The organism is Thalassotalea sp. 273M-4 (genome assembly GCF_041410465.1).
GTDB classification, from domain to species: Bacteria; Pseudomonadota; Gammaproteobacteria; order Enterobacterales; family Alteromonadaceae; genus Thalassotalea_A; species Thalassotalea_A aquiviva.
On the sequence record NZ_CP166961.1, the window covers coordinates 1,460,236 to 1,480,661 of the forward strand.

A 20,426-nucleotide genomic window follows, 5' to 3' on the forward strand; every position below is an offset into this window, starting at 1 on the left:
TTTCAATCAGTTAACGTCAAGGTTATAACAGGAAAAGACTTTTTAACAGCTGACTGTATGTATGCTTTGCAGGCTTAATTATGTTGTTATGTGTTGTGGTGTGTGTAGTAGCAAGATGATTGGTTTACGCGTTTTTATTCAATGGCAATATATTACAATCCGTAGCCAGTTAATCGACTACGGATTTTTAATTGTTTAGTGAAATTATTTGATCAGTAGATTGGCAGACTTACTTTAACGAGAGCTTATACTGATTTAAAATACGCCAAAAGCTCACTCACTTAGTGTTTAGTATGCGCTTAGACCTTACGCAGAACCCCCTAACATTTTTTTAATTGCGCCTATAATAGCTAACAACACACCGCCGCCAACGCCACCGCCAGCAATACTGCCAAGAACGCTTTCTACATCCATTGCGCCTGAGCCAATATCCATACCAAACATCGCAAGGATCTGCCCACCTATACCACCGCCAAGAATTCCAACGAGCGAATTTAGTAAGGTACCAAGAGATAAATTTTTCATTAAACTGCCGGCAACGTTACCGCCAACAGCGCCACTTATTAGTTGAATAATTACGGGTAATAAGGTTTCCATTATTGTTTCCTCGTGTAAATATGAACACATAAATGCAAATGCAACAACATGCACCTAAACCTTTGGGAGGCACTTAACATCACACCTTTTTTAAGTTAAGCACTCGATACAGCGGAATATATGGCTCAATAAAATTGATTCGAAGCTAGGTTAACTCAGCTGAAACTTATAAAAACCTCCCCTAACTAGCTTATAAAAGGCTAGTCTGGATGATGGTAAAATCAAATTTTAAGTAAATTGTTGCTAAGTTCAACAAGGTTGCTATTGCATGCACGGCACTAAATCGGTGTTTTTGAACACGAAGAAATTAATCCAAATTTTGATTAATCTTAACGTACGGTTATATCAAAACACTTTAATAATATGGAAAATAGCGAATTTAAGCCCCATCATCTTTTCTTATATCATCTATAGTTATGTACAGATCGTCTTAATAGTTGATAAGCCCTTAAGGCTACCCCTGTTTAGTGCCAGTGAATATTTGAGAATCGTGTGCATAAAACCACCCAGTTTGGAAACCTCAGATGCTATCTAACAGTATAAAATCCCTTTATTTTGCACTTTATATTGGCTTTTTAACCGGTTGTGCTCAGCTACCTGAACGCAACACAGTTGCAGAAAGTTATGCTATCGATGCAAACACCCCAAGCCGTATTGGTGATGCAATTAGTGATCAATATCCTGGACTTACCGGCGTTTACCCTTTAGTTGATGGTGTTAATGCCTTTGTCGCACGGTTAGCATTAATTCAAGCGGCTGAACATACTATCGATGTACAGTACTACTTATATCACCGCCAACAAACCACAATTATTTTCACCAAGTTTTTGCTCGATGCCGCTAACCGAGGGGTAAGAGTTAGGTTACTTCTTGACGACTTAGCGCAAGCAGAAAGTGAGATAGACCTAGCCGCTCTTGCTGTTCACCCAAACTTCGAAGTGCGTTTATTTAACCCTTTTCCAAACAGAACATTCCGTGCACTGGGGTTTATCAGCAACTATGGGCAACTCTCCCGACGAATGCACAACAAAAGCTTCATTGTTGACAACCGAATATTTATAACCGGTGGACGCAATATGGGTAATGCCTATTTTTCTGCGAAAGATAGCTCAGAATTTATTGACTTAGATGTTATGGCTGTGGGAAGCGCAGTGTCAGATGCATCGTCGGTATTTGACACCTATTGGAATCATCAATTATCGTACCCAATTGAATTGTTATCGGGGCCGAGTCATCAACAAGGTTTAACGCAAACATCGAAAAACCTTGATGATTATATGAGTAACAATGAAGACAACGAATATGTGATACAACTTAAAAATAATAGTTTTGTTGAGCAATTGCTTAATAAAAAATTAAGCTTCGATTGGCAGCAAACGACATTGTTCTACGATCACCCCGATAAACTTCTAAATAAAGTTAACGACAAATCGGCTAATATGTCTGCCGATTTATTTGCTCAAATGGGGCAGCCAGATAAAAAAGCAATTATCGTTTCCCCGTATTTTATTCCTAAAGATAAGGGGGTTAAAACCCTTACTGAATGGGTGAGTAGAGGGGTGGAGGTTATTGTTTTAACCAATGCTCTATCGGCAACCGATGTATCGGCGGTGCACTCTGGTTATGCCGAGTATCGGGTTGACTTACTTCGTGCAGGGGTGCAATTGTGGGAGCTTAAACCTAGTGATTTAATGGCGAAAAAGCGTAAACAGGGGAGACATTTTTCAGGTTCATCTACCGCCAGTTTACATGCGAAAACCATGGCCTTTGACGATAAAAAAATATTTATAGGAACAATGAATTTAGACCCTCGTTCATTTAATTTAAACACCGAAATGGGGCTATTAATCAACAGTGAAAAACTGAGTCATTCGTTATCGCAATGGGTGAGTAACAACGTCGCAGAATATGCATGGCAAGTTAAGCTAAAAGATCCAAATTCAGAGGCATTGGTTTGGGATGACAGAGTAACGGGTGAGCAATTTAATAAAGAACCACAAACTTCTGCATGGGATCGTTTTAAAGTTTGGTTTATGTCACTTCTACCTCTTGAAGATCAACTTTAGTAGTCATAGCAATAAATAAATCCAAGGCAACTCATTAAACACAAAATTGCAGGCACCTAATGTAAGATGTCTGCATGTACAAGAATTATCTATGAGTCTTTTCTTTAACTTCTTTACTGGGTTTTATCCCAAGTAAAACAAGTTTTTTATTTAATTGCTGGCGATGTAAATAACCTTTTTGATACCTGACTCATCCTTAGTCTTAGCAATATCTATAATCTCAACAGAGTAATTAATACGATGTTTAGGTAATACTCTTTTATTTAAAAATGCACTTGTTTCATACGCTCCATAGGTGTGTGCGAAGTGATTAATGTCTAGACCGTTACATGAAATTTCTTGGCTCAACTTTCTATAGTTTCGACTAAACAATCTGGTCGCCATAAACTTAAGACCCGTTAAATCATTGGTTACAGCATAAAGACAGGTTTTGGTAGCTGGAGAGTTATCAGCGGCTACAAACTCGTATTCCACGGCTTGAGTTGTTGACGTAATAGCTAATAATCCCATAGCGGCTATTGATGTCATAATCGATTTCATTTGTCCTCCTTACGAACCAATTCGTTTAATACGACAACGTAACGTCTAAAGACTTGCTTCGTTTATTCATCAGTACATTAACAACCAAAGAATTTCGCCCAATGTTTAATAACTAACTAACTAAACTAAATATAAAACTAACGCTATAAAACTAACGCGACCTTCCTTGACGACACCCTAATTAAAGCGAGATACAGCTTGAAAATCCTGTGTTTTTTCTAATGGATAAGTGATGTTTATATAAAATAAATATTTAAATTCAGTAGGTTATGAAGTCGTTGTGTAAGTTGTGAAGAGATAATCGTTTGCAGAGCGTTTATAGCGCAAAATAGGGTGTATAAAGGTAAGGGGACTGTTGGCTCTGGTAGGCTCAGGTATTGGCGAGTAGACAATCATTCAATGGTAATATCAATGTCGCTTTTAGGTATGCAATAGCAAGGTAGGATTTCGTTATCTCTAATAAAAGCCAAAGGTTCACCTTTATGGTAAGTGACTTCTCCCGCGTTTAATACGGCACGACAAGCCCCGCAGAACCCGTCACGACAGTGATAATGGACTTCAACTTGATTGGCTTCAAGAAATTCCAAAGTGGTTTTGTGAATGAGGTTGTCAAACGCTTGTTCGACAACCTCACCATTAACTTTTACTTTATGACTCATTAATCAATAACGGTTATAAGTCAAAACCTGCAAAATCAGCACTGTCTACCGCAGAGTCGGTTTGGCCAACTAGGTAAGAAGAAATTTCGGTTTCTTGTGGTGCTACTTGAACGTTATCACTCGATAAGTAGGAATTGATCCAAGGTAGAGGGTTACTCTTAATCTCAAACTGAGCAGGGTAACCAATGGCTTGTAAACGTTGATTTGATAAGTACTCAATGTATTGTTTTAAAATTTCGGCATTCAAACCAATCATTGACCCGTCTTTAAATAAGTATTCAGCCCAATCTTTTTCTTGCTCAATAACATCTAAGAAAAGCTCTAGACCTTCTTGGTGTAGTTCTTTCGAAATTTCGGCCATTTCTGGGTCGTCTTTACCACTCGCCCAAATATTTAAAATATGTTGAGTCGCGGTTAAGTGAACGGCTTCATCACGAGCAATTAGCTTAATGATTTTGGCGTTACCTTCGAGTAATTCACGCTCAGCAAAAGCAAACGAACAGGCAAATGACACATAAAAGCGAATCGCTTCTAATGCATTGGTAGAACATACAGAACGGTATAACGCTTTTTTGATTTCACGCACCGAAACTTCAACTTCTTCACCTTCAACAGTGTAAGTACCTTCACCTTGAGATTGGTAAAGTTGAGTTAACAAAATAACGCGGTCAAAGTATTTACTGATCGCACTTGCACGCTTAAGGATGTTTTCGTTAATGACGATGTCATCAAATACTTCTGAAGGGTTAGTAAATAAGTTTCGTAAAATATGGGTGTAAGAGCGAGAATGGATGGTTTCGTAAAAACCCCATGTCTCAATCCAGGTTTCAAGCTCAGGAATAGAAACCAAAGGTAATAAACTAACGTTAACACTTCGAGCCGCAATAGAGTCTAGTAATGTTTGATATTTTAAATTTGAAATAAAAATATGCTTTTCACTGGTTGTTAGCGACTGCCAGTCAGCACGGTCTTTAGAAATGTCGACTTCTTCTGGACGCCAGAAAAATGACAGTTGTTTTTCGATTAATTTTTCAAAAATAGGATGCTTTTGTTGATCATAACGGGACACGTTCACGGTTTGTCCCATAAACATTGGCTCTAATAAAGGATCGTTTATGTTTTGATTAAACGTTGAATACGACATGGTTTCTCCTTTAAATACTGCGAAATGCCGAAAAGAGCAGTATTTAATGCTTTTTAACTGAGCTTCATTAAATACTTAATATTCAATGAATTATTGTAAAATACCAAAGCGAATTCACCATCTTTGTGAGTCCGCTGTATTAATTCAATAGTGTCTATGGTGTCCTGAAAGAATGGCAGAAAGTATCGATGATACGGAGCATCCATTTATAGGGCTTTGTAACACGTATTATTTATTATTGTTTTTTGACTATGAAACAGGAATTTTTTGATATTCCGTGCCTAAATCTAATGACGATGATAACACCATTGACATTAAATTTTCTACTCAATATTGTTGAAATTTGTGCGAGATTTTCTTTGTTATTTAAAATCAGCAAACTATGACTCAAAGCTTTGCATAATAATGCTTAGTGGCTTGAATTGCCCCCTTTATTAAAGCTTAAAAATACTGTTTTTCTTATAAAAATAAATAACTTATTTGCTGACTAAGTGAAAATATGTTAACTCTATCAACTACTTGTAAAGTATGGTAAATATTTGTATTTAAAGATGAAATTCTCTTTGTCGCGTTCTTTTTAGGGCTCGTCTACACTGTAATGTATTGATCATGCTATTGCCCAAAATCGACTTTGGTTGAACACATACGCGACATTGCGTCTATCGACCATGGCGAAGGGATTATTTAAAGGATTGAGAATCACGATGCTCGATATCAGTTTTCCAGATATACCAAATTACCATGCGTTGGGTGTTTTGATTTTTACTTTATTTGCCTTGTACTTGTTTAAACGTGACGACATTCCACTGGAAACATCGTCTTTGGTGGTGATAGCGGTTTTAGCCGCAGGCTTTACTCTTTTTCCTTTTCAAACTAACCGTGGTGAGGTACTGAAACCCAGCGAGTTTTTTTATGGTTTTGGTCATGAAGCGTTGGTTACCGTGTGTTGTTTGATGATCATTGGATTTTCTTTAGTACGCACAGGCGCCCTTGAACCTATTGGCCGAAGTTTGGCGAAACTTTGGAAAAACTGGCCGACATTGTCGTTGTTATTAACCCTGATTATTGCTGGTTCTCTTAGTGCATTTGTTAATAACACACCAATAGTTGTGTTGCTGTTACCGATTTTAATTAATGTGGCGCTAAGAACTAAATCAGATCCAAGTGGCATGTTAATGCCAATGGGCTTAGCGACTTTGGTTGGTGGTATGGTAACAACCATCGGAACTTCGACTAACTTACTGGTGGTTAGTGTGGCTAATGATATGGGGTTAGAACGGTTTGGCATGTTTGACTTTGCTTTACCGGCTCTTATTGCCAGTTCCGTTGCCATGTTGTATTTGTGGCTAATCGCACCGCGAATCTTACCGTCTCGTACACCTACTTTACCCGACACCTCACCAAGATTATTTACCGCCTATTTAAACATTAGTGAAGGCAGTGTGGCCGAAGGTAAGACAGTAACCGAAATCATTGCTCTGACCGATGGCCAGATGCAAATTGGTGGGGTTCAAAGAAAACCCGACAATCACAGTTTGATCCCTTTTCCCGATACGGTTATACGCGCAGGCGATCGTCTAAAGGTTAAAGATTACCCTGACCAATTAAAAGAATTCGAAAGTGTGCTAGGGGCGACATTGTATTCAGGGCAACATAAATTAGATGATGATCATCCTTTAGTTACTGCTGAAGATCAGATCCTCGCTGAGATTGTGATCATTCAAGGTTCGGGTCTTAATGGCAGAACATTAAAGCAGGTGTCATTTGCCCACTTACACAAGTTGTCGGTGGTCGCACTGCATCGAGAAGGGAAACCAATGGATGTCGGCCGTCAGAGCCTAGGCAAAGTCAAACTTAACATTGGAGATATACTGTTAGTACAAGGCTCTCAAGAGCAAGTTGATAGCTTAAAAGATAGACAAGGGCTTCTGGTTTTAGATGGTGCTTCACAATTGCAAAAAACCAAAAAAGCTGGGCTGGCATTATTCATATTGTTTGCGGTGGTAATTATTCCGGTATTAGACATATTTCCCATTGTCATTAGTTCTCTTTGTGGTGTGTTAGCTCTATTACTAACCCGCTGTTTAAACTGGCAAGAAGTATCGGCGGCCATGAGTACGCAGGTTATTTTAATCGTTGCAGCCTCGCTTGGCTTAGGTGTTGCTATGATGGAAACGGGAGGGGCAGAGTATATCGCTCAGTCATTTGTTGCTTTATCTCAAAGCTTGCCTGTTGGTGGTGTGCTCGCGGCCCTAATGCTGTTATTGGCTATTTTAACCAATATTGTGTCTAACAATGCCGCCGCTGTTATTGGTACGCCCATTGCCATTTCAGTGGCCAATCAGCTTGGTGCACCAGCAGAGCCCTTTGTACTAGCCGTGCTGTTTGGCGCCAATTTAAGTTACGCCACCCCAATGGCCTATAAAACCAACTTGTTGGTTATGAACGCTGGCGGTTATCAATTTTCTGATTTTATGCGAGTTGGGATCCCCTTGATAATATTAATGTGGGTGATTTTGTCGTTCACGCTTACTTGGCTCTACTTATAAAATTATAAAATGTTTTAAAAGTAACCCAATGTAAGACGCAAGCCATGCACTCAGTTGCCAATCTTAACAAGTGAAGAATAAAAGCTAAGTAGAACCCAGAGCAGTGACGCGGGTAATAGACACGGCCAGTTGAGTATATTGCCCTTAACTCGCCGTGTTTTGGTATGAGGTTTATTCTTCTGAAATGCGGATCATAATATGCGCATATGGGGTATCTCCCCACATCACATAAACCGGATCGGATGGGTTAGTTGAGATCCCCTCTAACATCGATTTATCAGGCAAGATAATCATTAAATGTGGTCCTTCTTTAACCCAATCATCTACTTTAGTTGGGTCTGTTTCGTATGGATCGCTATTACTCACACCGGGGGCCGTACCTTCACCTGCAAGCATGTAAGAAATGCTCAGTCCTTTAGGGGTGTAGTCTTGTTTATTCATTAAGGCGTGGATCAATTCATCCCAACCAGCTTGATTACACATCGGCCCCATACCCTCGGTCTGTGGGTAACAGGTATACCCGTTACTCCCTTTTTTTAACACCGTGCCATCGGGAGCTTTAAACGTGGCGTTTTCTGTTACTGACGCGGGTGCAGCGCTCATCGCGCTTTTGATCATTTCTTGCGTGTCTTGGGCACCGACAAAAGAGGCAAATACTGCTGCTATAGTACAAGTTAAATGTTTTGCTAATGTATGAGTTTTCATGGTTTCATCTCCAATGCTGTGGACCTACAGCCTACTATCATTAGCAAAAGTATAGTCGAAGGTAGCGTTTGAACATCCTCAAACTAATCAGCACGGCACTTAGAGGTGGCTTCAACATAAAACGTGTGCTTTGTTGTGCTATTTATTGGGTTACTAATGGGGATACATGACAAGGGTTTTATAAAACAAAAAAGCCAGTACCTTAGGTACTGGCTTTATCAATTAATAACAACGTCTGTAATTAGAAGTTGTATTTAGCTGTATAGATGATTGCATCTTGGAAACCAGGGGTACCAAGTTTGTGATCAGCATAACGGTATTGCAGACCAACCGTAAAGTTTTGGTCGATGTGCCACCAAGCTGAAACTGCACCATTGTGACCTACAGTTTTGAATGGGCCACTGGCGAATTGATCTTTACGACCAAATTCAGTTTCGTGCCATTGGTTTACCGAGAACTTTTGAGTACCGACTTGGAAGTCATAACCAAGAACCCAACCCGTCATGTAACCGTTAAAGCCATTTCCTGCAAACGTTTGGTTTTCGATGTGAGCACCTAAGAAAGGCTTGATCCAAAAACCCGACTCTGTGAATACGTCATAGCTCACACCTAAAACAACGTTGGTGTCGTAAAAGCCAGCGTCTTCAAAGTGATAAACGTGACTATAAGCATTCCAATTGCTATCGCCAAGGTTAACAGCGATGCTACCTTTAGTTGCGATACGGAAATTGTTGTTTTTGCCTTCCTTGTCTTGGCCTACGTTACCAGGGTTTTCTAGATCGAAGAAACCGTAAAGATCACCCCAATCAAAACCGGCACCACCTTCAACTTCTAAGAATAAGAAGTCTCTTTTACCGTCGTTGGTTAATCTTTCTGTTTCGGCAGTCCAGTCTAGGAAGTTAACAGATACGTCCATGAAACCATAATATTGTTCTGCAGCAGCAGGTGCTGAGATTGCGATTGTTGAAGCTGCTAATAAAGCAACAGGAGCAAGTTTTTTCATGTTAGTCATTTCCACGTTAAACACATTAGTTATGTTTTAATCTCTTATTTTAGGAGGAAAGAGTGGTTCTTTCCTCCCAAGAGCAAATCTTCTTTGCTTACAAAGAGAAGAATAAGCCGGCGATTGCAGCACTCATTAAGTTAGCAAGCGATGCAGCGAATACCGCTTTTAAGCCCATTTTTGCTAGGTCAGGACGACGATTTGGCGCCATAGTACCGATACCACCAAGCAAAATTGCAATCGAAGACAAGTTAGCAAAACCACATAACGCGAAGGTCATGATAACTTGAGTTTTCGCTGATAACGCTTCTTTGATGCTGATAAAGTCAACATAAGCTACGAACTCGTTAACAACAAATTTTTGACCAATTAAACTACCTGCACGTACGATTTCTTCCATTGGAACACCAATTAAGAACGCAAGTGGTGCAAAGATGTAGCCTAGTAATAATTGAATGGTTACGCCTTCGAAACCGAAGATAGCTGCAATACCGCCAACCATGCTGTTAAGCAAAGCGATTAACGCGATAAAAGCTAATAACATTGCACCAACGTTTACAGCTAATTTAAGACCGTTAGAAGCACCTGTTGCAGCCGCATCAATGATGTTAGATGGCTGGGCTTCTTGTACGTCATCAGGAAGGTCTTCAATTTCTTGAGCCGAATCTTCTACTTCAGGCTTGATTAATTTAGCCATTAATAGACCACCAGGTGCCGCCATGAAAGACGCGGCAATGAGGTATTTAAGTTCAACACCTAAACCGGCATATCCCATTAATACTGCACCAGCAACAGACGCTAAACCACCAACCATAATGGCGAATAGCTCAGAAGAAGTCATTGTAGGGATAAATGGTTTAACAACTAGAGGCGCTTCTGTTTGCCCAACGAAAATGTTGGCAGTAGCTGACATAGATTCTGTACGAGATGTACCTAGGGCTTTTTGTAATGCACCACCGATAATACGGATAATCCATTGCATAACGCCTAAATAGTAAAGAACAGAAATTAGTGAAGAGAAGAAAATAATAACTGGAAGGACACGAACAGCGAAAACAAAGCCTACGCCATTAGCAAACATTGCATCTGTACCTAACCCACCGAATAAGAAATTGATACCAGCTTGGGCGCTGTCAATAACGTTTTGAACACCGTTACTGATGGACTGTAGCACATCTTGACCGAAGGGAATATATAGAACAAAAGCACCTAAAGATGCTTGGATTGCAAACGCACCTAAAACGGTACGCCAGTTAATTTTTTTACGGTTGTCGGAGAGTAAAAGGCCTAAACCAATTAGGACAAAAATTCCGACAAAACTCATAATTGCAGACATTTGGGTTCTCCAGTTGCAAACGAGGTTGATTTTTAAATAAAAGAAGCCTCAAACAGGGGCTTCGAGTTTGGTTTGTATGCAGTAAATTTCTGATGAAACTTACTAGATGGTAGCACTTTATAGTTAGTTCCTCTAATTGTCTGTAACATCGTGTTACAGGGTGTAACGTACTTTTAGCGCTATTTTAGCTGTATTTTCAAAGGTGTTTGATTTTGTTGAAGTCTTTTTTACAGAGTAAAAAAAAAGTATATTTTTTATTATTTTTACACTTGATCTAAATCAAAGGTGCGCATGTTGACGTTTTAAAACTGGGGCTAATCAACCACGAAACGTTATTTTGCGTTAGTATTTACATAGGTCACTCAAACATTGGCGTACTTTGAGCAAGTTAAACCTCAGTTTGAGTTGTTATGAACACCATATTTCAAGGATGAACGGCTTAAACGTTATTACTTTGAAGGAATATTGAAAATGAAAAGTCATGCATTAAAAATTGAAATTTTAAGTGAAGATGAGTGTATTTACTTGGCGATAAAAGTAACTGGGAAACTAACGCATCTCGATTATGAAAAAATTACTCCGATGATCGATGAAGCCGTGCAAGAGCACAAAGATGCCAATATTAATGTTCTGTTTGATGGCACTGAAATGGTTGGTTGGGAAGCGAGAGCAATGTGGGATGATTTAAAGCTTGGATTAAAACATGGTAAACGCTTTCATAATATCGCCATTGTCGGTCATCAGTTTTGGATGGAGATCGCAGCAAAAATAGGAGGCTGGTTTGTGGGTGGTAAAGTGCACTACTTCGACGACTCTGACAGCGCCTTATTATGGTTAAAACAACAACCCTAGCTTATGAAATGAGCGCATAGTGTTCGCTCAAAGCCACTGAGAAGTTATCATTTTAATATCGTTGAATGAATTTAGGCACAAGAGGGCATCTGTGATCCGCTATTTTGTCTTGCTGTTTCTTCTCGCCGTATGTTATGCAAGCAATATTTAGCCTGTTGTTAGCGTAACGACTACATTGATGCCCACATCGCTCTATATCCTTAGGGTCTTTCCCGATAAACAATTTTAAACAATCGATGCGGTTATGGCATTAGTTGTAAACAACGGTGATTAAGTGCGAAAAATAGGCTTTATTAGCGTTAATTGTTGAACGGCCAATGATCGTCTTGTGCCTATCAGAGTCGTTCACATTTTCAAAAAAAGAGCACCAAAGAAGCATGCACACTATCGAAAACAGTGCACGTCACAGAAAGAATACGCTCATCCATGAGCCTTCCTGCATTAGTGCATCCGTGCATGTCATCCCACCATGTGTTTGGGTGGGATCTTTACCAGTTTCGAAGTGTCTATTTTACTTCACCGTTTAATTATCGACTATAGTTGTTCATATATTTGAAAAGGACTTCAAACATGAAACAACCAGCCATATACATTATTTCAAACGAATCCAATACTGTTATCTATGTTGGCGTTACTAGCAATCTACTTCAACGAGTATTGCAACACAAACAGAAACTTACTGAAGGCTTTAGCAAGAGATATAATCTAGAAAAGTTAGTTTATTTTGAACTGTTTGATGACATCGACAGTGCTATTTATCGAGAGAAAAGGTTGAAACGGTGGCAGAGGTCATGGAAATAAAGACTTATTAAAAGAGTAAACCCTAAGTGGAAAGATTTATATCAGGAACTATAGTAAATCGATTTTCTTACTCACTGTATGCGTAAGGAGATCCCACCCAAAAGCATGGTGGGATGACGGCGCTTTTTGTCTATATACGCATCAGGCTTCAAATCGCTCAAAGCGGACGTCGGTGCCCGCCATATCTATTGTTTAATTTACAGGTAAATGTTTGAAAGTCAAACTAGTTACTTTAAACAACAATTAACGCTAATAGAGCCGAAAAAATAAATGTTATGTTGGGGCTGTGGGGCAGTGAAAACAAAAAAGGTGAAGCTTTACGCTTCACCTTTTTATCGCTCAGTACAGATCATGTAAGTTGTGTACTCGACATCATTTGTTTAAAAAACAAACCGCCTATATCTTGCATGCACCGCCTGCGCAATCATCTTCCATATCGCCTTGACTGTCGTCGGCACCATCACGTGTGTTGTGATAGTACATGGTTTTTACACCAAGTTTGTAGGCTAATAGCATGTCCTTTAAAATTTGTTTAACAGGTACTTTACCGTTTTCAAATTTTGACGGATCGTAGTTGGTATTGGCCGAAATGGTTTGGTCAACAAACTTTTGCATGATCCCGACTAACTCTAGGTAACCGGTATTATCTGGAATATTCCAAAGTAATTCATAGTTATGCTTTAAGCGTTCATATTCTGGAACAACTTGCTTTAACACCCCATCTTTACTTGCTTTAATACTGATAAGTCCACGCGGTGGTTCAATACCATTGGTCGCATTTGAAATTTGTGATGACGTTTCAGATGGCATCAACGCTGACACAGTCGAATTACGAACACCGTGCTCTTTAATGCTTTCACGTAAACTTTCCCAATCAAGGTGAAGTTTTTCGGTACAAATGTTATCGACGTCTTTTTTGTAAGTATCAATTGGTAAAATACCTTGAGCCAAACGTGTTTCATTAAACTTAGGACAGGCACCTTGTTCAATGGCTAACTGGTTTGATGCTTTTAACAAGTAGTATTGAATTGCTTCAAAGGTGCGATGGGTTAAGTTATTCGCACTTCCGTTTGAATAAAATACACCATTTTTAGCTAGGTAGTATGCGTAGTTAATCACGCCTATACCTAAAGTACGACGACCCATGGTCGCATTTCGAGCGGCCGGTACAGGGTAGTCTTGGTAATCGAGTAAGCTATCTAAAGCACGAACCACTAAATCAGCCAAACCGTCAAGCTCATCTAAGCTTTCAAGTTTACCAAGGTTAAAGGCTGATAACGTACATAGCGCAATTTCACCATCAGGGTCGTTAATGTCGTTCAATGGTTTTGTTGGCAAAGCAATCTCTAGACATAAGTTTGATTGACGAACCGGTGCCACCGTTGGGTCAAACGGGCTATGGGTATTACAGTGGTCAACATTTTGTAAGTAAATACGACCTGTACTTGCCCGTTCTTGTGCGAACAAGGTGAATAATTCAATGGCTTTAATGCGTTTCTTACGAATTGAATCATCGGCTTCGTATTGCGTGTACAATTGTTCAAACTTGTCTTGGTCTTCAAAGAAAGCATCGTATAAACCAGGCACATCAGAAGGGCTGAACAAGGTGATATAGTCGCCTTTGATCAAACGTTGGTACATGGTTTTGTTAAATTGCACGCCGTAATCTAGATGACGAACACGGTTTTCTTCTACCCCACGGTTGTTTTTTAGAACCAGTAAGCTTTCTACTTCTAGGTGCCATAACGGGTAGAATAGGGTTGCTGCACCACCACGAACACCCCCTTGAGAACAACTTTTAACCGCCGTTTGAAAGTGCTTATAAAATGGGATACAACCTGTATGAAAGGCTTCGCCATTTCGAATGCTACTACCTAAGGCTCGAATGCGACCGGCGTTAATACCAATACCGGCACGTTGTGATACATATTTTACAATCGAGCTGGTCGTTGCGTTAATTGAGTCTAAGCTGTCACCTGATTCAATCAGTACACATGATGAGAATTGTCGTGTTGGCGTGCGCACACCGGCCATAATAGGTGTCGGCAATGAAATCTTGAATTTAGAGATCGCATCGTAAAAGCCTTTAACATACTCAAGACGAGTGTCTTTTGGGTAGTTAGCAAATAAGCAGGCAGAAACCAAAATATATAAAAACTGTGCACTTTCGTATATTTCACCAGTCACTCGGTTTTGTACGAGATATTTACCTTCTAGCTGTTTTACGGCAGCGTAGCTGAAGTTTTTATCGCGATCATGGTCAATAAAATGATCCATTTGAGCGAACTCTTCAGGCGTATAGTCAGCCAACAGGTGCGCATCATACTTACCTGCATTGACCAACTTTACAACGTGTTCGTAAAGGGCCGGTGGCTCATATTGACCATAGGCTTTTTTGCGCAAATGGAAAATAGCAAGGCGTGCCGCCAAATATTGATAATCTGGGGCATCTTCTGAAATCAAATCAGCGGCTGATTTGATAATCGTTTCATGAATGTCTTCGGTCTTAATACCATCATAAAACTGAATGTGTGACTTTAGCTCAACCTGAGAGACAGACACAGAATCAAGTCCTGCCGCTGCCCAGTCAATAACGCGATGGATTTTGTCTAAATCAATGGGTTCTTTATTGCCGTCACGTTTGGTGACAGAGAGATTAGTATTCATGAATGACCTGTTAATTTCGTTTTTATAGTTCTAATTTTTATGTTTATATCGATTACAGTGGAAACGAGAATATAAGCTTCATTTTTTACCCCGCCAAAGCGGTAAATGGTACTAAGATTGTTCAATCTTTGAAGCTAATGACGATTTCCTACTACATATGTTGTTTAAAAATAATACACAACATATAGGGTTTATCGCTGTGTGTTATCACAAGATAATGAGGTTTCACTTTGAATGCAACCCCAAAATAGAGGTGTTTATAAATGAATTTTTATCACCTCTATTGCTGTTAGTGTTAACTTACTTAGAAGAGCCTTGTTTTTTATGTAAATGTGAAAAATCAATATTTTTTTTTAGAAATTATTCGCCTAAAAATTTTTTAAATAGTTTTTAGATGAAATTTTTTGAGCTTTATAACTAAAAATGATAAAAATATTTAATTCTATTAAAAACAATGGCTTATAAATTTAGTCAATGTTTGTTCAAATTGATTATTTTATAAACTGCATAAGTTGTTCGGGCTTATTGATAATATGATCCGCTTGCCAAGCGGCCAATGGTTCAGGTTCATCAATGTAGCCCCAGTTTGCAACAACGGTTGTCATATTGACCGCATTACCTGCTTGCATATCACGTTCGGCATCGCCCAAATATAAGATTTGTTGGCAAGGGATGTTTAACTCACTGGCGGCCAACAGCATCGGCTCTGGGTGAGGTTTTCGTCGCGATAAGGTATCACCACTGATGTTGGTTTTACTGTGAGCAAAAATATCAAATTGGGCTAATAATGGGGTGGTCAAAAAGCCTGGTTTGTTGGTCACAATCCCCCAAGGAATGTTGCTATTGTTCAAACTGTCTAACATCGCTTCGATGCCATCATAAAATTTGGTGTGGTGAGCGATATTTTGCTGGTAATGCGCAAAGAACTGCTGAATTAGGTTGTTGATATCGAGCTCTACCAATTGCTCTTTAAACCCCAGTTCTAGTAGTGCTTTAACCCCATTGGCCGCCGTTATACGATATTGGTGAAATGATAAAGGGGCAATGTCATGCTGTTGCAAGATAAAATTTAGGGTTTCGCCTAAATCTTTGGCGGTATCTAATAAAGTACCATCTAAGTCAAATAATACCCCTTCAATTTTGTTCATTAATCTTCCTTGGGTTTGCGCATAGCCAGTATATAATTCACTTCTAGACCATCCGCTAATTTATGGTTGTCTGTGATTGGGTTGTAGTGAATGCCGGCACTGTCAAAGCATTTTAACCCTGCTTCTTCAGCCCATCCGATAAGTTGTGATGGGCGAATAAACTTGTCCCAGTCATGCGTGCCTTGAGGGACCAATTTTAAAACTTTCTCGGCAGCAACAATGGCGAAAAGGTATGATTTAGCGGTTTTATTTAAGGTGGAGAAAAACACATAACCACCGGGTTTTACCATATCAGCGCAAGCTCGCACAATTGATGCTGGGTCGGGTACGTGCTCAAGCATTTCCATACATGTGACAATGTCGTATTGGCCAGCTTGCTGTTGTGCTTTTTGTTCGGCGGTGATTTTTTCGTAATCTAATTCAATCCCGCATTCTAGGGCATGAAGTTTGGCGACGTTTAGTGGCTCTTGACCCATATCTATGCCCGTCACATTCGCGCCAATGCGGGCTAAACTCTCAGCAAGAATGCCACCGCCACAACCGACATCAATCACATTAAGGTCTTGCAAACTGCCGACATGTGAAATGATAAAGTTTCTTCGTAACGGGTTAATTTGGTGTAATGGTTTAAAATCACCTTCTAGATCCCACCATTGGTGAGCGACCTTTTCAAACTTGGCGATTTCTTCTGGATTAACATTAAAATCTTTAGACATGGTTAACTGCACTGTATGTTGTTTGTGCCTGATTTTAACCAAACTGATTCAGATAACAAAGCTTTTCAAATAATTATTTAGGTTTAACACAGTCACCTATATAAGTTGTAAAAATATATCGAAGTGCTTAGGGTAACATCAATGTTTTGGCTTAGAATGTGACAGGGTGGATTTTAAGGGGATAAAAAGTAAGCCAAAAGCGGTAGTAATAAAGCCAATCAGCTCTTTACTCGAATTATTTAACCCGCACTTGCGGGGTGACAATGGTAGGCTTGCTATCATCGGCTAGTAAATTCACTTCGCCTTCACAAACCGCCACAATGGATTTATTCATTTTAAATTCATCTTTAATAATTATTCTACCAGTAGGGGCAACTGGGCACATCATAACCTTTTGGCACAGGGTGCACTTTGGGTTGGTATTAGACGACTTATAATATAATACGGTGACTTTCTTAATTTCTATGCAGGCCATTGTATTTACTTATTTTTATAATCTCTGTATTAAATTAATAGCGGATAAAATTTAACCTGCAAATTTTATTTGCAAAATGATTTGTTCGGTGAAAAAAAACTTTGGGTAAGGAGCGGTTGCGAGATTTGATTTTGAACTTGTAAAAAAGGTACACATCTTAGGTTCATCGTGGTACATTTTATTTTTAAATTTTATTACAAGGTTAGGTGTTTGTATTGTGGGCAATGCCCTTGTCAAAAGTAGTTGGCAAACGAACACAAACTGGCGACAGTGTAAATCGCTCTCGTAATAAGACCGTGCAGAGATAAGCAAAATTATTGCTCCTATCCTGACTCGATAATAATAATTTTCGCAAATTTGCTTACATTTAGGGAAAGCATCGTTTTATGACCGATCTGGCTAAAGAAATCGTTCCAGTAAATATAGAAGATGAGTTAAAAACCTCCTATCTAGATTACGCCATGAGTGTAATTGTAGGTCGTGCATTACCCGATGTGCGTGATGGTTTGAAACCAGTGCATCGTCGCGTTTTATACGCTATGCACGACTTAGGAAATGACTGGAATAAGGGCTACAAAAAATCAGCCCGTGTTGTTGGTGACGTAATCGGTAAATACCATCCTCATGGTGATACCGCTGTATACGACACTATTGTACGTATGGCTCAACCATTCTCACTGCGTTACATGCTTGTTGATGGGCAAGGTAACTTTGGTTCGGTAGATGGTGATTCTGCTGCTGCTATGCGTTATACCGAAATCAGAATGCAAAAAATATCGCATTCAATTTTGGCTGATTTAGAAAAAGAAACCGTAGACTTCGTACCAAACTACGATGGTCAGGAATATATGCCGGCAGTTATGCCTACGCGTGTTCCTAATTTATTGGTTAACGGTTCTTCTGGTATTGCCGTTGGTATGGCAACCAATATTCCACCGCACAATCTAAATGAAGTTATTAATGGCTGTATTGCGTTAATTGACAACGATGAAATTACCATTGACGAGCTTATCGAATACATTCCTGGCCCTGATTTCCCAACTGCGGGGATCATCAGTGGGGTTGCAGGCATTCATGAAGCGTATAAAACGGGTCGTGGTAAATTAAATATTCGTGCTCGGGCAGAAATCGAAGTTGACGACTCTACAGGTCGTGAAACGATTGTCGTTCACGAATTACCATACCAAGTTAACAAGGCTCGCCTAATTGAAAAAATGGCAGAGCTGGTAAAAGAAAAACGCCTTGAAGGTATTTCAGCGTTACGTGACGAGTCTGATAAAGACGGTATGCGTATGGTTGTTGAAGTCAAACGTGGTGAAGTTGGTGAAGTTGTATTGAACAACTTATATAAGCTTACGCAAATGCAAGTATCATTTGGTATCAACATGGTTGCTATCGATAATGGTCAACCACGTTTATTCAACTTAAAAGAAATGCTTGAAGCATTTGTACTACACCGTCGTGAAGTGGTGACTCGTCGCACCATCTTTGACTTACGCAAAGCCCGTGAACGTGCTCACATCCTTGAAGGTTTAGCGATTGCGCTAAGCAATATTGACCCAATTATCGAGTTAATCAAGCAATCTCCAACCCCAGCAGAAGCGAAAACCGCGTTATTATCACAAGGTTGGTCGTTAGGTGCGGTTTCAGAAATGCTTGATAGAGCAGGTGATGATGCGGCAAGACCAGAGTGGGTTGAACCAAACTTTGGTATTGTTGACGGTAAATATTACCTGACCATGCAACAAGCTCAAGCTATCTTAGACTTACGTCTACATAAGCTTACGGGCCTTGAACATGAAAAGATTCTTAACGAATACAAAGATTTATTAGAGCTTATCGCAGAACTATTGCATATTCTTGCTAGCCCTGAACGCCTAATGGAAGTTATCCGTGAAGAGTTAGAGTTGATTCGCGATGAATTTGGCGATGACCGTCGTACCGAAATTTCACTGGCATCACATGACTTGTCACTAGAAGATTTGATCACCGAAGAAGACGTCGTGGTGACCTTATCGCATGAAGGCTATGTTAAGTATCAACCGTTATCAGAATACGAAGCACAGCGTCGTGGTGGTAAAGGTAAAGCCGCTACCAAAATGAAAGACGAAGACTTTATTGAACGTCTATTAGTGGCAAACACTCACGATACCATTTTATGTTTCTCTGACCGTGGCCGAATGTATTGGTTGAAAGTATTCCAGTTACCGTTGGCAACTCGTACTGCTCGAGGTCGTCCTATCGTTAATATTCTGCCGCTTGAGAAGAACGAGCGCATAACGGCTATTTTACCTGTACGTGAATACGAAGAAGACAAATACATCTTAATGGCGACCGCCTCAGGTACGGTTAAGAAAACACCATTAACCGATTATTCACGCCCTCGTGCAAACGGTATTATTGCGTTGAATTTACGTGATGACGATACCTTGATCGGTGTTGATATTACCGACGGTAGCAACGACATTATGTTGTTCTCTGACGAAGGTAAAGTGGTACGCTTTAACGAGATGCTAAAAGATTCTGAAACTGGTGACGTTAAGCTTGACCCTGAAACGGGCGAACCTATGCATGCACTTCGTGCAATGGGTCGAACGGCAACGGGTGTTCGCGGTATTAAACTTGAAGGTAACCAAAAGGTTGTATCCTTGATTGTACCTAAGTCCGATGGTGCTATTTTAACGGTTACTGAAAACGGTTACGGCAAGCGTACCGAATTAGATGAGTATCCAGCGAAAAGCCGTGCGACCAAAGGTGTGGTGTCAATTAAAGTAAGCGATCGTAATGGTCCGGTGGTTGGCGCCGTGCAAGTAGACGAAAATGACGAAATCATGTTAATCACAGACAACGGTACTCTGGTAAGAACCCGTGTTAATGAAGTGAGCGTCATTGGTCGAAATACGCAAGGTGTACGCTTGATTCGTACTGCAGAAGATGAAAAAGTTGTTGCGTTGCAACGAATTGAAGAAATTGATGAGGAAGACACGCCCACAGCAGATGAAGAACACACTGTTGTAGAAGGTGACAACCCATCATCTTTAGGCTCTGATGCAGCGGATAATGAGTCGGCTGCCGATGAAGCCGAATAATTAAACGTGTATAAATAATAAAATGAGCGGTTTTTACCGCTCATTTTTTTTGTTGATGTAACGCATCAATGCCACAAGG

Annotated in this window: 15 protein-coding genes and 1 pseudogene; 5 read left to right on the plus strand and 11 right to left on the minus strand. The window is 39.9% G+C overall.

Annotated features, from left to right (window positions below):
* Positions 1-306: 306 nt before the first annotated feature.
* Positions 307-597 carry a hypothetical protein gene (locus ACAY00_RS06540; RefSeq protein WP_371378892.1) on the minus strand — a complete coding sequence of 97 codons (291 nt, stop codon included), beginning with the start codon at positions 595-597 and terminating at the stop codon, positions 307-309.
* A 524-nt stretch (positions 598-1,121) separates the two neighbouring features.
* On the opposite strand from ACAY00_RS06540, the gene ACAY00_RS06545 reads away from it, so the two are divergent.
* Positions 1,122-2,663: a phospholipase D family protein gene (locus ACAY00_RS06545; protein WP_371378895.1), complete on the plus strand. Its 1,542-nt coding sequence runs from the start codon at positions 1,122-1,124 to the stop codon at positions 2,661-2,663.
* A gap of 150 nt (positions 2,664-2,813) precedes the next feature.
* Here the strand turns inward: ACAY00_RS06545 and ACAY00_RS06550 are convergent, their stop codons facing one another.
* The 3 genes from ACAY00_RS06550 to nrdB form a co-directional block, all read right to left on the minus strand.
* Positions 2,814-3,203 (minus strand): DUF3718 domain-containing protein, encoded by a 390-nt coding sequence (locus ACAY00_RS06550; protein WP_371378898.1) that lies wholly within the window; start codon positions 3,201-3,203, stop codon positions 2,814-2,816.
* A gap of 392 nt (positions 3,204-3,595) precedes the next feature.
* Positions 3,596-3,862, minus strand: a complete 267-nt coding sequence (gene yfaE, locus ACAY00_RS06555; RefSeq protein WP_371378901.1) for a class I ribonucleotide reductase maintenance protein YfaE — start codon at positions 3,860-3,862, stop codon at positions 3,596-3,598.
* 13 nt (positions 3,863-3,875) lie between these two features.
* Positions 3,876-5,006, minus strand: coding sequence for a class Ia ribonucleoside-diphosphate reductase subunit beta (nrdB, locus tag ACAY00_RS06560; RefSeq protein WP_371378904.1), 1,131 nt, complete (start codon positions 5,004-5,006; stop codon positions 3,876-3,878).
* Positions 5,007-5,710: 704 nt separating this feature from the next.
* On the opposite strand from nrdB, the gene ACAY00_RS06565 reads away from it, so the two are divergent.
* Positions 5,711-7,555: an SLC13 family permease gene (locus ACAY00_RS06565; RefSeq protein ID WP_371378907.1), complete on the plus strand. Its 1,845-nt coding sequence runs from the start codon at positions 5,711-5,713 to the stop codon at positions 7,553-7,555.
* A gap of 171 nt (positions 7,556-7,726) precedes the next feature.
* On the opposite strand, the gene ACAY00_RS06570 is transcribed toward ACAY00_RS06565, so the two are convergent.
* From ACAY00_RS06570 to ACAY00_RS06580, 3 genes are all read right to left on the minus strand, one after another.
* On the minus strand, positions 7,727-8,260 hold the full coding sequence (locus ACAY00_RS06570; protein ID WP_371378910.1) for a hypothetical protein: 534 nt from the start codon (positions 8,258-8,260) through the stop codon (positions 7,727-7,729).
* 241 nt (positions 8,261-8,501) lie between these two features.
* The gene (locus tag ACAY00_RS06575; protein ID WP_371378913.1) at positions 8,502-9,263 is read right to left on the minus strand and encodes an outer membrane protein OmpK; all 762 of its coding nucleotides are present in this window, start codon (positions 9,261-9,263) and stop codon (positions 8,502-8,504) included.
* Between the two features lie 97 nt (positions 9,264-9,360).
* Positions 9,361-10,599, minus strand: a complete 1,239-nt coding sequence (locus ACAY00_RS06580; RefSeq protein WP_371378916.1) for a NupC/NupG family nucleoside CNT transporter — start codon at positions 10,597-10,599, stop codon at positions 9,361-9,363.
* 471 nt (positions 10,600-11,070) lie between these two features.
* On the opposite strand from ACAY00_RS06580, the gene ACAY00_RS06585 reads away from it, so the two are divergent.
* Both ACAY00_RS06585 and ACAY00_RS06590 read left to right on the plus strand, forming a co-directional pair.
* The gene (locus ACAY00_RS06585; RefSeq protein ID WP_371378919.1) at positions 11,071-11,451 is read left to right on the plus strand and encodes an STAS/SEC14 domain-containing protein; all 381 of its coding nucleotides are present in this window, start codon (positions 11,071-11,073) and stop codon (positions 11,449-11,451) included.
* A 570-nt stretch (positions 11,452-12,021) separates the two neighbouring features.
* Positions 12,022-12,252 (plus strand): GIY-YIG nuclease family protein, encoded by a 231-nt coding sequence (locus tag ACAY00_RS06590; protein WP_371378922.1) that lies wholly within the window; start codon positions 12,022-12,024, stop codon positions 12,250-12,252.
* 396 nt (positions 12,253-12,648) lie between these two features.
* Here ACAY00_RS06590 and nrdA read toward each other — a convergent pair whose 3' ends face one another.
* The 4 genes and pseudogenes from nrdA to ACAY00_RS06610 all read right to left on the minus strand — a co-directional run.
* Positions 12,649-14,919 carry a class 1a ribonucleoside-diphosphate reductase subunit alpha gene (nrdA, locus tag ACAY00_RS06595; RefSeq protein WP_371378925.1) on the minus strand — a complete coding sequence of 757 codons (2,271 nt, stop codon included), beginning with the start codon at positions 14,917-14,919 and terminating at the stop codon, positions 12,649-12,651.
* 491 nt (positions 14,920-15,410) lie between these two features.
* Positions 15,411-16,067, minus strand: coding sequence for an HAD family hydrolase (locus tag ACAY00_RS06600; protein WP_371378927.1), 657 nt, complete (start codon positions 16,065-16,067; stop codon positions 15,411-15,413).
* A complete protein-coding gene (ubiG, locus tag ACAY00_RS06605; protein ID WP_371378929.1) occupies positions 16,067-16,783 on the minus strand; it encodes a bifunctional 2-polyprenyl-6-hydroxyphenol methylase/3-demethylubiquinol 3-O-methyltransferase UbiG in 717 nt (238 codons plus the stop codon). Before ubiG ends, ACAY00_RS06600 begins: the two co-directional genes overlap by 1 nt.
* Positions 16,784-17,129: 346 nt before the next feature.
* Positions 17,130-17,258: pseudogene (locus ACAY00_RS06610) on the minus strand (hypothetical protein); the annotation flags it as partial.
* 386 nt (positions 17,259-17,644) lie between these two features.
* On the opposite strand from ACAY00_RS06610, the gene gyrA reads away from it, so the two are divergent.
* A complete protein-coding gene (gene gyrA / locus ACAY00_RS06615; protein ID WP_371378931.1) occupies positions 17,645-20,347 on the plus strand; it encodes a DNA topoisomerase (ATP-hydrolyzing) subunit A in 2,703 nt (900 codons plus the stop codon).
* Positions 20,348-20,426: the final 79 nt, after the last annotated feature.